Below are 15,709 nucleotides of genomic sequence, written 5' to 3' on the forward strand. Positions count from 1 at the left end.
ATCCTCTCTATTCTTTTAAATAAAAAGGACTTAGTACATATTTAAAACATAGCACTAAATCCTTAACTTTTTTATCCCTTAACTCCTGAGATAGCTATTGATTCTATAATCCATTTTTGGAATACTATAAATACTATAATTATTGGCAACATAGACATTACAGACGCTGCCATAATCAATGGATAATCTGTCTGTATTGCATATGTAGCATTGAATGATTGTATAACAGTTTGTATTGTCATTTTTTCAGGTGTATTTATATATATTGATGGTGCTAAATAGTCATTCCATATTCCCATAAACCATAAAATTATTTGAGCCGATATAGCTGGTCCTGATAAAGGGAATATAATTTTATAAAATATTTTAAAGAAGGAGCACCCATCTATTCTTGCTGCTTCAATAAGATCTGTTGGTATTCCCTGCATATATTGTCTAAGGAAAAATATCATACTTACATTACCAAATAATCCCGGAATAATTAGAGGTTTTAAAGAGTCTACCCATCCAATCTTAGAAAAGATTATAAATTGTGGTATCATAACTATGGCAAATGGAATCATCATTGTTCCAAGCAATGCTAAAAATATCTGATTCTTATAAGGAAATCTTAACTTTGCAAAAGCAAATGCTGCTAAACTAGAAGTAAAAGTTCCTACTATTGTTACACTTAAACATACTTTTAAACTATTAATTAAACCACTAAGCAATGGTCCTTTGGTCCATATTTCTGAATATTTACTCCAATTTATTTCTGTTGGTATCCATACTGGCGGCATAGCAAAAACATCTAATTTATTTTTTACAGATGTTGAAACCATCCATAGTAATGGAACAATCATTACTAGCGATCCTAAAAGCAATACCAAGAATAAAATTGTATTTATTATCTTCTCTTTTTTCTTCTTACTTCTCATTTTTGTGCCAGTTTTTGGCATAGTCTTAACTGTATCTGTACTTACCATTTTAACATTCACCTCTTTCTATCAACTTTCAAATAATTGATCGCCACTATGCTTAAATTGAATAAATGTTAATATGAAAATAGCAATTGCTAATACCCATCCTACAGCACAAGCATACCCCATTTGATAGTTCTTAAATGCCTTATCCCATAAATAATATACAATGGTCGCAGCGCTATAATTTACTCCACCATTATCAACCATTATAGAAGGTTCAATAAACATTTGAGATCCACCAATAACTCCAGTAATAATCATATAAAATGTAACTGGCTTTAACATCGGCATAGTTATATGTTTAAAAATTTGAAGTGCATTAGCCCCATCTATTTGAGCTGCTTCATTATAGCTTCTTGGAATGCTTTGTATTCCTGCTAAGTATAGAAGCATTGAAGTGCCTAATCCTTTCCAAACAGTCATTGCCATTATAGCCGGTTTTACTGTCGTTTCATTATTAAGCCAATTTGGTCCCTTCACTCCAAATATAGATAATATCTGATTTAGTAACCCATAATCTCCATTGTATACCCATCTCCATAAAATAGAGATAGCTGCTATTGAAGATATAACTGGAATGTAGTAAATTACTCTAAAAGTTTTAACTCCAAATACCTTTCTATTCATAGCTAGTGCTAATCCTAAAGCTATTATAAGTCCTATTGGTATTCCAATCATCATAAATACTGTATTAAACATGGCCTTCCAAAAATTCGCATCTGATACCATCTCTTTAAAATTATCTATTCCAATGAAATCTGGAGTTCCAATAGAAGTCCAATCTGTAAATCCAGCATATAAAGAAACTATCAACGGTACTAATGAGAATAAGAAGAATCCTAGTATTGGTGCTAGAACGAAAAGATATCCTGCTCTACGTTCTCTTGCATAATAATCTGATTTAGAATTTATTTTTACTTTTGCCACCATAGTTCATTTCACCACCTAATTACTCCTATTTTTTTCTTCATACCTATCATTAATTAAGTTACTTAATTTATAATATTTCAGCAACTTAATTAATTATTAGAAAAAATTACTTTGCTTTTTCCTTTTGCTCTTTTTCAATAGCTTTATCTAATAATTTTTGCATTTCTGGTTGAATTTTTGCGCAATAATCTTTTGCTGAAATCTTACCATCTAAAACATCTTGAATTCCTTCATAGAATTTATCGTACCATTCACCGTTGTATGTTCTTTCACCTGGTAATGGTTTACCATATGTTTCTATAAGGTCTATAAAAGCTTGTTTGTTATGAGGATTATTATCTGTATTTAAGTAATAGTCTTTTGCCATTGATTTTATATTTGGAACTTGAATTTGTTGATCTGCAACCATCTTATTTGCATCTTTATCTGTAGATAAGAATATTGCTAAGTTAACAGCTTCTTGTGGATATTTAGTATTAGCTGAAACACCAAATCCTACAGAACCAAGCCAACTTGCAGTTTCTCCAGTACTTCCTGCTGGCCATGGAATTATATCATATTCAAATGGAAGATCTTCAAATGCTGCTATATCCCACGGTGCAATGGCAAAGAATCCCAATTGTCCTTTTAACCATCTTTGATAAGTGTCAAGTGTTTGTCCTTGTTCTGCGCTTGGAGTTATTTTATCTACTAAAGTTTGATCTGCAAAAAATTGTAATGCTTCTACAAACTTTGGATCTGTAACTGTAACCTTTGTTGCATCTTCATTGATCCAATCTGCACCGTTACTAAATACAAATGGCGCAAGTGCCCAGTTAACATTAAGACCAGTTCCCCAACTTGAATCATCTCCACCTGTATCATTAGTTAATTGTTTACAAACGTTTATAAATTCATCCCATGTATAAGGAACCTTCGGGTCAGGTAATGGTATTCCCTTTTTCTCAAATAAAGTTTTGTTATATCCAAATCCAAATGGACCTATATCTTTAGGTAATGCATATAGGCTACCTTGTCCAATTTTATCTCCATCGTATCTATATTTATTTAAGCCTAATTCCCATACATCATCTAAATTCAATATTCCATCTGTTTCTGCTTGCTTAAGATATTCATCTAAGTTCAACATCTTGCCTGCATTAACCCATGCTTTTACGTCCCCAGGCCCCATATAAACAACATCTGCCATTGTATTAGATGCCATAGCTGCTTGTATCTTTTGCCCATACTGATCTTGAGTTGTACTTACAAGTTTAACCTTAACATCAGGATATTTCTCTTCAAATTTCTTAATTACTTGTTCATAAACAGCAGTTTCCTGAGGTTGTCCATAACACATCCACGTAATTTCTTTTTTACCATCTGCGGTTTTTGCTCCAGCTCCATTGGATTCTTTAGCTCCACCACATCCAATAAGCATGGTTGCAGCTACTGTTGCAGTAATAATCATAGAAAGTAACTTTTTTGATTTTTTTAACATAATTATTTCCTCCTAATAAATTCTTATATTCTCTACAGCTCCTTTATTTTACACTTATATAAATATATCTAGTTTGATTTTTCAATGCTTATATAAGTCCTCATAAGCATAAATCCTTTTCAAATCGTCATTTGTAAAATTTTTATTATTTTTCTATATTTGTATTATAATCGTTTTCTTTTAAAAGGTCAACGTTTAAAATACATTTTTCTAAACTATTTTAGCTTTTTTTAAATTAATCCCTAAAACTTACCATTTAGTATCATATAGCGTTTTTTTAAAGCTTAATTCTTTTTATACTTATGCTAAACCAGTATACTTCAATAAATTTCCCACCTCATATTATTCATAAAGATCTATATTCTCTAAATAATTAGTGATTTATAAATGTAATTTTTCTAGCTGTTTTATTAGTTACTAATATCTTAATATTTCTATAAACTGTCCGCCTAGTAATATCTTCTATATATTAATTTCAAATTTTAGACCTAGACTATGGATATATAATCAGCTAATGGACTAAATTCCAAACCACCAGCTACTGATGGAAATCATTCACTACTGCAATTAATCTTAAATACTAATCTATTTTTATCCATATCTTTTTTAATCTTTGATTTATACTTCAAATTCTCTAGTATCAGGTGATGGCACTCCAAAATCAGGTGTTCCATCTTCTTTCCATTTGATAACTTCAATTCTTGCATGTCTATTAGGATCACTTAAAGGATCTCCCTTTAATTCTGTATAGTTTCTTGAATGATAAACCAAAAGATCTTCTGTGCCATCTTCTGAAACAGTGAATCCATTATGGCCTGGACCATATTGATGATTCTCATATGAAGTTTTAAATACTGGCTGCTCAGATTTTTTCCAAGATGATGCATTCAATAAATCACTATTTTCATCTGCTGTAAGCATTCCAATGCAATAGTTTTCATCTGTTGCACTAGCTGAATAAGTCAAAAATATTTTCCCATTTTTCTTTAATATAGCAGGTCCCTCATTCACCCAGTATAATTTTATTTCCCAATCTAATTCAGGCTTTGATAATAACACTGGTTTTGATTTTAGTGTCCATGGATTTTCCATTTCAGCTATATATATATTTGAATGAGAATTAGGCTCAGCCTCTCTATCTTCTTGTGCCCAAACATAATACAATTTGCCATTATGTTCAAATGTAGTTGCATCTAAAGAGAAAGACTCCCATCCTGTTTTTATTTGTCCTTTTTCTACCCAATTGCCTTCAAGTGGATTTTCACTATCGTTTTCAAGAACATACATATGATGATTAAAAGTAATTCCTGTGACTTCTCTATTTGGTGCTGCTGCAAAATATATATACCATTTTCCATTAATATAATGGATTTCTGGTGCCCATATTAATTCACTCATCTCACCTTCTTCATGTTTCTCCCATATTGTCGTGGTTTCTGCATCTTGTAATTCAGCTATAGTTTTAGCTCTTCTAAGTTCTATACTATCAAATGCTGGAACCGATGCTGTGAAATAATAGTATCCATCAATATGCTTGTATATACATGGGTCAGCTCTTTGAATGACTATTGGATTGTTATATTTATTTTTTGACATAATGTAAACCTCCTCTTGTTGTTTAATAAATATCATAATTATATTTAACATTATATAAAATAATTTAGTTTAATATATATAATACTTAAATAAATCATTTTCTATTTAGATTATAGTACGTATATATACCTTTTTCAATACTTTATTTTAAATATATTTAAAATCATTTATACTTTTATAAATATTTATTAGCTCAGTATAACTTTTTCCTCAAATATTTATAACTTAAATTTATTCCACTATAAAGTAATATCTATTGTTATATTTCTCATTTGTATATATTCTATTTTTATTTTTAATAATTATATAAATAAGTTATGTATTAATGCTCAACACTAAAATGTGCTTTTGAAAGAATTAAGATGTTAATGCATGTTTATTACATTCTAAAAAAATTCTTGCTTAATATTGTCAAATACAGTTTTTAGTGTTGATCCTATATTAATAAGCCTTATATCATTAATTTTAAAAATATATAAAGCAAAAATAGCAAAAAGGATTCTTTCACTGAATCCTTTTTGCCACTCTTTAAATAAATATTAAATTACCATTACCACTTCTTTTCAATGTCAGGACAGTAGTTATTTTTTACGGCTGCTCGCATCTCAACAAAACATCCACAAATCCTACACATTCCATTAATAAGATTATCACACTTCATACATAAATCTAATCTATTTTTATATTCAATTTCATCTGTCTTTATATAATTATCTATACCTTTAATGTATTCCTGCATGTTTCTATATTCATCTTCTTCAAATATTGAATCAAGCAGACACCTTCTACAAATTCTGTTTTCCATATTATTATTCTACAATTATACTTAACACACTGCATGCTGGTATAGTAAAGTTTAAGCCTTTATCTGTAACTTTATAATCATTAAATTCTTCTGGCTTAACCTTATCAGGTTCAGCAAATGTATTGTATGCACCCATTTCATTTGTTAAAATTGTAGCACTAACAGCTTTAATTTCTTTGTCAACTATTATTCCTTCAATATCATAAGAATCAGTAATAGATAAATTATTCACTGTAATTATAACTCTGCCATCTTTATCAATAGAAACAGATTCATGTAAATTAGGAACTTTATTCTCCTCTTCAACACCTATCATTTCATTTTCTATATAACTTTCAAGTAAAGTTGCTTCTTGATGATACTTATACATATTAAATACATGATAAGTAGGTGTTAATATCATTTTTTCACCTTCAGTTAATATAACTGATTGTAACACATTAACAACTTGTGCTAAGTTAGCCATTTTGACTCTATCTGAATGTTTATTAAATATATTTAGATTAATACCTGCAATTAAAGCATCTCTCATTGTGTTTTGTTGATATAAGAATCCTGGATTAGTTCCTGGTTCAACATCATACCATCCACCCCATTCATCAATTATTAAATCAACTCTTTTTTCTCGATCATATCTATTCATAATATCAATATGATTATTTATTAGATTTTCTATCTCTAATGTTTTCTTCATGCTTATATACCATGTTTTTTCATCAAATCCTGTTGCTGGTCCTTTATTAAGCCATCCACCTGGATGAGTATAATAATGAAGAGTTAATGCATCCATGAAGTTAGCCGCAACTTTCATAACACCTTCTGTCCAATTATAATCATCTACATTTGGACCACAAGCAATTTTATAAAGTTTATTTTCTCCATAATTTCTGCAGTATGTTTGATATCTTCTATACATATTTCCATAGAATTCTGGCGTCATATTACCACCACAGCCCCAATTTTCATTACCAACTCCAAAATATTTCACTTTCCATGGTTTAGCTTGTCCATTTTGTTTTCTTAATTCAGCCATTGGAGATATTCCATCAAAAGTTAAATATTCAACCCATTCAGACATTTCTTGTACTGTTCCACTTCCAACATTACCATTTATATATGGTTCACATTCAAGCTGTCTGCATAATTCTATAAATTCATGAGTTCCAAAGCTATTATCTTCTACAACTCCACCCCAATGTGTATTAACCATTCTCTTTCTATTTTCTTTAGGTCCAATACCATCTTTCCAATGATATTCATCTGCAAAACATCCGCCTGGCCATCTAAGTACTGGTATCTTTATTTCTCTTAATGCTTCTACAACATCAGTACGCATACCGTTTACATTAGGTATCTTAGAATTTTCTCCTACATAAATCCCTTCATATATACATCTTCCTAAATGTTCTGAAAAATGCCCGTAAATTTCTTTATTTATCTTGCTTTTTTTATCATGTGTATTAACTACTAACTTTTTCATAATGACTCCTCCTAAATTTATTTAAGTAAAAACTTTAATATTAAAGTAATCATTTAATATTTATCTTAAATATACTATACTATTTTAAAGTGGTCAATAATTATTTTATATAATAATAAAATAATTTATATAATATTCTACTATTGATAGTGTTTACATAAATTTTAATATTTGATATAATCTCAAATATCATATCTATAACACGTACAGTTGCATTTTATATGATTAAAATATTTTTATAATAATCTGTGTTATAATAATCTTATATCAATCTTTTATAGTATTTATATTTTAATAGGAGATAAAATATTATGTTACATTTTAACTCAATGAATGAAGCTAGTGAAATCTTCAAAGCACTTAGTGCACCAATGCGCTTAAGAATAATGGAACTAATATATGAAGATGATAATAAAAGCTTAAATGATATAGCTAATATTCTTAAATTAACCAATAGTGCTATATCATTACACATAAAAAAATTAGAAGAAGTTGGCTTAATAGAAATACACACCACACCTGGAAGACGTGGTTCAATGAAAATATGCAAACCACTTCACGATATGATGATAATTGATCTAAAACCCAAAAAATTAAATTTAAAATCTTATATTGATGAAATAGATATTGGCTACTATTCTACATGCCAAGTAACCCCTACCTGTGGAATAGCCACAAGCAAAAAAATAATAGGTGAATTCGATGATCCTCGCTATTTTCTGTTCCCAGATCATTTTCAAGCATCAATATTGTGGTTTAGTACAGGATTTATAGAATATAATTTGCCTAATCATTTATTAGCTGGCCAAAAACTTACTGAACTACAACTATCTTTCGAAATATCTTCTGAAAGTCCTGGATTTAATGAAAATTATCCATCCGATATACATTTTTCTATAAATAACATAAGCCTTGGATATTGGATCAGCCCTGGGGATTTCGGATCTAGACCTGGACGATTTACTCCACATTGGTGGCCAAAAATCTGTAACCAATATGGACGTCTAAAAACCTTAAGCATCAATAAGAATGGTACCTTCATTGATGGTGGTTTTAAAATTTCAGACATTAAAATACATGAATTAAACATAGATTATACAACTCCAATAACTTTTAAATTTTCCGTTCCTAGCACAACAAAAAACGCAGGAGGATTTACTATATTCGGAAAAGATTTTGGTGATTATAATCAATCAATAAAAATGCAAATGTTCTATGAAACAGAGCTTGCAGATGAAAAGTAAAAAATTCATCTGCAAGCTCTGTTTTCCATTATCTATAATAGTATTTTTATTTTTCTTTAATTCCCCATAAAGAAACTCCATTTTCAGCGCTTGAAACTGTAAATGTCATTGTATTACATTTTCTATTTATGTCGTATTGTTCTAATACAACTCCTGTATATTCAATGTTGTCAATATTGAGTTTTATCTTATTTCCATCCGTAAATTTCCAAGTTCCTTCTACTGTTCCAGCAATTTTACCATCTCTTTTCAATTGTATATCTGTAAATTCTTTTATCTCACTTGTTATATCATGTCCGTGATTTATAAATTTATATTTTCCTTGAACATCCTTTTTATTATAACTTCCAATTTTCTCTCCACTATATCTATATGGTGCAACAACAAACCATCCATCCTCATTTAAAAACATTTGATGAACTCTAACTTGATGCATCTCTCCTGCTTCTGGAAATCTTGTATGGAATATTAGAAAATATTGATTTTTTTCTTTATCATAATATACAGAATTATGACCTGCAGAAACATATCCTGTTGTAGTTATATCTTCACTTAATTCTGAATCAGGATATTTAAAGTTTCCAAACAGTTTAACTCCATAATTTGTAATAATGTCATTTTGAGCTTCTAAAAACTGTCCCTTTACGCCTTTACAATCAATCATATCATTTCCCATTGAATCATAATATGGACCATCAGGTTTTTTTGAACGACAAATTCTCATATTATATCCTGCATCTGATGTTAATCCTCCAAATGATGTAAACAGATAATAATATCCTGTTTCCTTACTATAAGTCACATATGCTGCTTCGATTTCTGAATGATAGCCACCTAATATCTTCTTTCCGTAAGTACCTTGCCCCTCCTTAGGTTTTCCTGTTGTAGTATCTAACTCAAGTATATATATCCCACCTGAATATGAACCATACATCATCCATAATCTTCCCTCAGCATCAAAAAATACAGCAGGATCTATAGCATTAGGGTGTACATTAGCATCATAAGTTCCAGTTGTTCCATCTGCTTCTTCATATTTTAAAGGTTCAGATCCACTAGACTTTAATAAAATTCCTAAATCTTCATATGGTCCTTCAACACTATCTGAAACTGCATAACCTATAGCACTTTGAGGGCTGCTTCCTTCACATACACAATAATATAAATAATATCTGCCATCAGATAGTTGAATCCAGTCACTAGCCCAAAAAGTATTTGTTTTTCCCCAAGCAAGTGCTTCTCCTAATTCAGTTTTTATATTTTTAAACAATTTCTGATTGTTTACGGAATCAGATATGCTAGTCCAATTAATTAAATCTGATGACTTGGCTTCTGCCATATGTGATCCAGTTATATAATATGTGTCGTTGCTTTTTATTATTGCTGGATCATGTACTGATACCTCATTAAAAGTTATAATTTCTGAGTTATTATTAGAGCATCCAATCATTGATACATTGCTAAAAGTTAAAGTTATAGCTAATACTGATAATATAATTCCTTTTTTCATTTACATTCTCCTTAATTAAATATATAATTATATTTTATATTCACTTCAATTATTTTATGTTTTTATAAAATATAATTATATATTACTATTACTTGTAAAAGTTTTCAATATTTTAGTTAATTTTTTCTATTCTTTTCACTTACTTTATCATTGATTTATGTCTTTAAATAAAATAAAAGCTATATATGACGTAGATAAATCATATATAGCTTTATATATTTTTTTAAAGTTTTTTTGATATAATTCTTACACAAAACACTCTTCCTGCAACCTTACTATATTCTTTTGATTTAAATTCTATCCTGATTATTGATTTTTCTTTAATTATCTCTTTAGGTATGAATAAATAACATCTATCAAATAGCGAATATTGTCTATCTTCATCTAAGCTCTCTTCTGTTATAAGTACATTATCTGCATATATATCAAATTCTCTTTTCATTGTTGTCCCATCACAAAATTCTTCCCTATCACTTCCCCAATAAGTAACTAACAAATAATTTTCTTTATTTATATCTACTTTCATTTCATAAGAGCTGAAAGAAAATGTCCTAAAGAATGTCCACTAATTTGCTTAGACTCCCACCCTCCATACCTTGGCTTTTTAGGTTCTTTTCCTGCTGCTTCATAGCACGGAGCTAACAATCTATCTAAATCTAAATGCATTAAATATTCTTTTCCTTTTTTTGTGAAGTTCTAAATATACCATCTAATAATTGTATCTTTTCCATAATATCCTCCTGTACTTTAACTTATAAAATTTCTTATACATAAAAGATATAGTGCACTATTTTAATTTTAAATTTCATTATTAATAACTTTTACAAATCAACTATATCATAGTAAAATATTGTTGTAAGTAGACTATATTAACAAAAGGTGGGTTATATTGACTAATGATATATTTAGAAGCTAATATAGATAAACCAATTTTATTTTCTATGTGTGGAAATTTTACATCTGATTCTAAATGGATTCATATGAAAAGAAATTTAACTGATTATGAAATAATTATTGTAAATAAAGGCACTGTTTATATACAACAAAATGATAGTAAATATGCAGCAAAAGAAGGGGATATCCTTCTTTTCACTCCTGACTCTATTTAAAAAGGATATGATTATTCTTCTAAAGGAACAAGCTTTTACTGGCTTCATTTTTCATGTCCCAATAACTATAATATGATTTCTAAAAGTTAAGCTATAAATCACATATCTTTATATAATAACAATCCTTATTATTCTGGTTTATATAATAGCATTCTGATTCCAACATTCTCCAATAATTTGAATTTAGATAGAATAAATGTTTTATTTAGACAACTACTTCATTTATCTCAGTCTAAATATTATACAAAACAAAGTGTAAATTACATACTCACATCTTTATTAATAGAAATCACAGAACAAGTTATTTTAAATTTTAGATTTACTGAAAAAGAAGATGTAACTGATAAAATTTCTGAGATTATCCAATGGATAAATATTCACCTTAAAAATAATATTTCTTTAAAAGATGTTGCTTACGAATTTAATTTTTCTAAAGAATATTTAGCTAGATATTTTAAAAAGAAAATGGGCATGAGCATGCAAGAATATATAAATTACCTTAGAATCTCTGAAGCAAAACAACTACTTTGTAAATCGGACTTAAAAATCAAAGAAATATCTACTTCATTAGGATTTGCAGATGATAAGTATTTTCTTAAACTATTTAAAAAATATGAGAATATAACGCCTAAACAATATAAAAATGCTTATAATAAAACTTTTATAAATAATATTTAATCTTTAAATCATCATATCTAATAAACATCTCAATACAAGAATATAAGAATATAAGAATATAAGAATATAAGAATATGCTTATTTTACGGGAATTAGAAGGAATTATTATAAAGGAAACACCTACCATATACATTCGTAGTTATAAGCGATTCGCACCAAATACAAGATTTGGGCTCTCTGCTTAAGAATTTGCTTATTTTATGGATGCTTGATAGATATATGATATATTTAAATTATTATTTTTTAATATAAAATACCCCTAATTTTCAGATATGCATCTAAAAAATCAGGGGTTATAGAAATAGAATTACTAGTTTAGATTTTATTTTTAAGACAATCTATTTTTAAAATCTTCATACCCAAATTTTTTAATTACCTCTAAACCATTTTCTTCACTATACTTAACAATAGCCGGAAGGTTTACTCCATTAAAAGTATTATTCTTAACCATGGAATAAATGGCCATGTCACAAAATATAAGTTTATCTCCAATTTTTAAAGGCTCTTTAAATGAGTAGTCACCTATTATATCTCCAGCTAAACAAGTTGGTCCACCAAATCTATATGTATATTCATATTCATTTGGCATTCCTGAATCAATAATATATGGTCTATAAGGCATTGCAAGCACATCCGGCATATGACATTCAGCTGATGTATCTAATATTGCTATATTCATGCCATTCTTCATTATATCTAAAACTGTAGATACAAGAAATCCTGCATTTAGTGCTATTGCTTCACCTGGCTCTAAATAAACATCCACATTGTACTTATTTTTAATATATAAAATTGAATCTATTAATTTCTCCAACTCATATCCCTCTCTTGTAATATGATGCCCACCACCAAAGTTTATCCACTTAACTTTTTCTATATATTTTCCAAACTTCTCATCAACAACTTTAATTGTACGTTCTAAAACATCTGCCCCTTGTTCACACATTGTATGAAAATGTAATCCATCAATTCCTTCAAATTCATCTTCTTCAAAGTTTTCTAAAGTAACTCCCATCCTTGAATTCTCAAAACACGGATTATATATATCAGTTTCAATTTCTGAATATTCTGGGTTTATTCTAATACCGCATTCTATTTTCTTATCTTTATGATTCTTAACTTTATCTCTATATAGCTTCCATTGATTAAATGAATTAAATATTATATGATCGCTATATTTCATAATTTCATTAAACTCATCCATTCTATAAGCTGGTGAAAAAATATGTACTTCTTTTCCCATTTCCTCATATCCAAGTCGTGCTTCAAATAATGAGCTTGATGTTACTCCATTTAAATACTTTCCTATTAACGGAAATGTAGAAAACATAGAAAATGCTTTTGTTGCCAAAATAATTTTAGCTCCACTTTCTTTTTGAACACAGTCTAATATCTTTAGATTTTTTTCTAATAATCTTTCATCAACTAAATAGCAAGGTGATGGCAGCATAGTTACATCTATATCTTTCATATTATTATCCTTTCATCATAATATATTTATTTTCATATAGATATGTTTTAATAAAATGTTGTTACTATACGATTATATACAATTTTTCTCTATAGAAATCTGATTTATATATATCTTAAATTAATATAACAACATTTATTTAAAACATCCTTATATGATAAATCAATTTACAATCTTTCCTTTACTAAAATATATTAAAAATGATGAAGAAAGTTATTCCTCATCATTTTTAGTTCTTATGCAATAATTCTTATTTTAGTAATGTTGGATTAAAATCTTCTACCCAAGGTAATCCCCATTTATTTAATTCTTCCATGAATGGATCTGGATCAAATTCTTCTATATTATGAACTCCCGGCTTATTCCATAATCCTTTTAAAATCATACTTGCCCCAATCATAGCTGGAACCCCTGTTGTATAAGAAATTGCTTGTGATCCTACTTCTTTATAGCATTCCTGATGATCACACACATTGTAAACATAATAAGTTCTTGGCTTTCCATCCTTTATTCCTTGGAATATGCATCCTATGTTAGTTTTTCCTTTAGTTCTTGGACCAAGTGATGCTGGATCTGGTAAAATAGCTTTTAAGAATTGAAGTGGAACTATTTGTTTTCCTTCATATTCAATTGGTTCTATTGAAGTCATCCCAACATTTTCAAGAACTCTTAAGTGAGTTAAATATTTTTCTGAAAATGTCATCCAGAATCTTATTCTTTTAATGCCTTTAATATTAAGACCTAATGATTCTAATTCTTCATGATGTAATAAATAGATATCTTTTGGTCCTATTTGTGGTAAATCATATACTTCTTTTAATTCAAGTGGTTCTGTTTCAACCCATTCACCATTTTCCCAATAACTACCCTTAGCAGTTATTTCTCTAATGTTTATTTCTGGATTAAAATTAGTTGCAAATGGATATCCATGATCTCCAGCATTAGCATCTACTATATCTATATAGTGAATTTCATCAAAGTAATGCTTTTGAGCGTATGCACTAAATACTCCTGTGACCCCTGGATCAAATCCACTTCCAAGAAGTGCTGTAATACCAGCTTTTTTAAATTTTTCTCTATAAGCCCATTGCCACTTATATTCGAATTTAGCTGTATCAAGTGGTTCATAGTTAGCTGTATCAACATAGTGTGTCTTAGTCGCTAAACATGCATCCATTATTGTTAAATCTTGATACGGTAATGCTAAGTTTATAACAACATCTGGTTTAAAATCTTCAATAAGTGCTATAAGTTCATCTACATTATCAGCATCAACTTTAGCTGTTTGGATCTTTGTCTTTCCACCTTGTAACTTTTCCTTTAAAGCATCACATTTTGATAAAGTTCTGCTTGCTATACAGATTTCTTCAAATACCTCTGAATTTTGACAACATTTATGAATTGCAACACTAGCAACTCCACCTGCTCCAATTATTAAAGCTCTTCCCATTTTTCATTCCTCCAATTTTACAGTTGACAGTTAACAGTTAACAGCTGACAGTTATATTAATTCATTTATTTACATATAATATTAACTACCTTCTATCACTTGTAGACTATACAAACTGAGTAATATTTATTTAATTTTTTTATTTTTCTACTTTTAAAAGTTCTTTTACATAAGTAGGTAATGCAAAGCATCCAACATGTATATCTGTATTATAATATTTAGTCTTAATATCAAGTTTCTCCCAGGCTTCTGCATTTAAATCTTTTATAGGATCGTATTTTTTAGAAGCAAATCCAAATAACCAATGTCCTGATGGATAAGTTGGTATATGTGCTTGATATACTTTGTGTATTTTAAATAATCCATAAATTTTTTCATGTGCATCCTGCATGGATTTTGCGTAATAATCATAATATGGACTTTCGTGCTGGTTAACTAATATGCCATCTTCAGTAAGTGCTTTATAGCAATTGCCATAAAATTCTTTAGTAAACAGTCCTTCTCCTGGGCCAAATGGATCTGTAGAATCTACTATTATTAAGTCATACTCATTTTCTTTATTGCGCACAAACTTTAACCCATCTTCATAAAAAATATTTACTCTTTCATCATCAAGTTTACATGCTGTCTGCTGTAAATATTCCTTACATACCTCTACTACTCTTCTATCTATTTCAACCATATCTATTTTTTCTACAGATGAATACCTTGTTAATTCTCTTACTGTTCCACCATCACCTGCTCCAATAACTAATACATTTTTTATATTAGGATTAGTAGCCATCGGAACATGCACTATCATATCATGATAAATAAATTCATCTTTTTCTGTCACCATCATAAGTCCGTCTAAAGTAAATATTCTTCCAAACTCCTTTGATTCCAATATATCTATTCTTTGAAATTCTGTTTCTTCTGAATATAGCGCTTTATCTATTTTAATCGAAAGCTTAACATTGTCTGTGTGCTTTTCTGTATACCATAATTCCACCTT

15 protein-coding genes are annotated in these 15,709 nt (G+C 28.9%); 3 read left to right on the top strand and 12 right to left on the bottom strand.

Annotated features, from left to right (window positions below; translation table 11 throughout):
• Positions 1–71: 71 nt before the first annotated feature.
• From CNEONATNEC86_RS17440 to CNEONATNEC86_RS17465, 6 genes are all read right to left on the bottom strand, one after another.
• The gene (locus tag CNEONATNEC86_RS17440; RefSeq protein ID WP_230132077.1) at positions 72–965 is read right to left on the bottom strand and encodes a carbohydrate ABC transporter permease; all 894 of its coding nucleotides are present in this window, start codon (positions 963–965) and stop codon (positions 72–74) included.
• A 21-nt stretch (positions 966–986) separates the two neighbouring features.
• Complete coding sequence (locus CNEONATNEC86_RS17445) at positions 987–1,892, bottom strand: carbohydrate ABC transporter permease (RefSeq protein WP_083498858.1); 906 nt, start codon at positions 1,890–1,892, stop codon at positions 987–989.
• A 106-nt stretch (positions 1,893–1,998) separates the two neighbouring features.
• Positions 1,999–3,372, bottom strand: a complete 1,374-nt coding sequence (locus tag CNEONATNEC86_RS17450) for an ABC transporter substrate-binding protein (RefSeq protein ID WP_058296432.1) — start codon at positions 3,370–3,372, stop codon at positions 1,999–2,001.
• A gap of 618 nt (positions 3,373–3,990) precedes the next feature.
• Positions 3,991–4,968, bottom strand: a complete 978-nt coding sequence (locus CNEONATNEC86_RS17455) for a glycoside hydrolase family 43 protein (protein WP_172437823.1) — start codon at positions 4,966–4,968, stop codon at positions 3,991–3,993.
• Positions 4,969–5,518: 550 nt separating this feature from the next.
• A complete protein-coding gene (locus CNEONATNEC86_RS17460; protein ID WP_058296434.1) occupies positions 5,519–5,773 on the bottom strand; it encodes a DUF6171 family protein in 255 nt (84 codons plus the stop codon).
• A gap of 4 nt (positions 5,774–5,777) precedes the next feature.
• A complete protein-coding gene (locus CNEONATNEC86_RS17465; protein WP_159136486.1) occupies positions 5,778–7,253 on the bottom strand; it encodes an alpha-N-arabinofuranosidase in 1,476 nt (491 codons plus the stop codon).
• Between the two features lie 311 nt (positions 7,254–7,564).
• Between CNEONATNEC86_RS17465 and CNEONATNEC86_RS17470 the strand changes: the two genes are divergently transcribed.
• Entirely contained in the window at positions 7,565–8,497 is a 933-nt protein-coding gene (locus tag CNEONATNEC86_RS17470) for an ArsR/SmtB family transcription factor (RefSeq protein WP_058296436.1), read from the top strand.
• 46 nt (positions 8,498–8,543) lie between these two features.
• On the opposite strand, the gene CNEONATNEC86_RS17475 is transcribed toward CNEONATNEC86_RS17470, so the two are convergent.
• The 3 genes from CNEONATNEC86_RS17475 to CNEONATNEC86_RS17485 form a co-directional block, all read right to left on the bottom strand.
• Positions 8,544–10,007 carry a glycoside hydrolase family 43 protein gene (locus CNEONATNEC86_RS17475; protein WP_159116795.1) on the bottom strand — a complete coding sequence of 488 codons (1,464 nt, stop codon included), beginning with the start codon at positions 10,005–10,007 and terminating at the stop codon, positions 8,544–8,546.
• Positions 10,008–10,230: 223 nt separating this feature from the next.
• The gene (locus tag CNEONATNEC86_RS17480) at positions 10,231–10,533 is read right to left on the bottom strand and encodes a hypothetical protein (RefSeq protein WP_159116796.1); all 303 of its coding nucleotides are present in this window, start codon (positions 10,531–10,533) and stop codon (positions 10,231–10,233) included.
• Positions 10,530–10,673, bottom strand: a complete 144-nt coding sequence (locus CNEONATNEC86_RS17485; RefSeq protein WP_230132079.1) for a beta-L-arabinofuranosidase domain-containing protein — start codon at positions 10,671–10,673, stop codon at positions 10,530–10,532. Before CNEONATNEC86_RS17485 ends, CNEONATNEC86_RS17480 begins: the two co-directional genes overlap by 4 nt.
• A 230-nt stretch (positions 10,674–10,903) precedes the next feature.
• Here CNEONATNEC86_RS17485 and CNEONATNEC86_RS17490 point away from each other — a divergent pair, with 230 nt between their 5' ends.
• Together CNEONATNEC86_RS17490 and CNEONATNEC86_RS17495 are read left to right on the top strand one after the other, a co-directional pair.
• Positions 10,904–11,116 carry an AraC family ligand binding domain-containing protein gene (locus tag CNEONATNEC86_RS17490; RefSeq protein ID WP_159136487.1) on the top strand — a complete coding sequence of 71 codons (213 nt, stop codon included), beginning with the start codon at positions 10,904–10,906 and terminating at the stop codon, positions 11,114–11,116.
• A gap of 177 nt (positions 11,117–11,293) precedes the next feature.
• On the top strand, positions 11,294–11,794 hold the full coding sequence (locus tag CNEONATNEC86_RS17495; protein WP_159116799.1) for a helix-turn-helix domain-containing protein: 501 nt from the start codon (positions 11,294–11,296) through the stop codon (positions 11,792–11,794).
• Positions 11,795–12,122: 328 nt separating this feature from the next.
• On the opposite strand, the gene nspC is transcribed toward CNEONATNEC86_RS17495, so the two are convergent.
• From nspC to speE, 3 genes are all read right to left on the bottom strand, one after another.
• A complete protein-coding gene (gene nspC, locus CNEONATNEC86_RS17500) occupies positions 12,123–13,265 on the bottom strand; it encodes a carboxynorspermidine decarboxylase (protein ID WP_058296441.1) in 1,143 nt (380 codons plus the stop codon).
• A gap of 250 nt (positions 13,266–13,515) precedes the next feature.
• Positions 13,516–14,715: a saccharopine dehydrogenase family protein gene (locus CNEONATNEC86_RS17505; RefSeq protein WP_125147484.1), complete on the bottom strand. Its 1,200-nt coding sequence runs from the start codon at positions 14,713–14,715 to the stop codon at positions 13,516–13,518.
• Positions 14,716–14,854: 139 nt separating this feature from the next.
• A complete protein-coding gene (gene speE / locus CNEONATNEC86_RS17510; protein WP_159136488.1) occupies positions 14,855–15,706 on the bottom strand; it encodes a polyamine aminopropyltransferase in 852 nt (283 codons plus the stop codon).
• Between the last annotated feature and the right edge of the window lie 3 nt (positions 15,707–15,709).

The sequence above is a fragment of the Clostridium neonatale genome (assembly GCF_900465025.1).
Classification (GTDB): domain Bacteria; phylum Bacillota; class Clostridia; order Clostridiales; family Clostridiaceae; genus Clostridium; species Clostridium neonatale.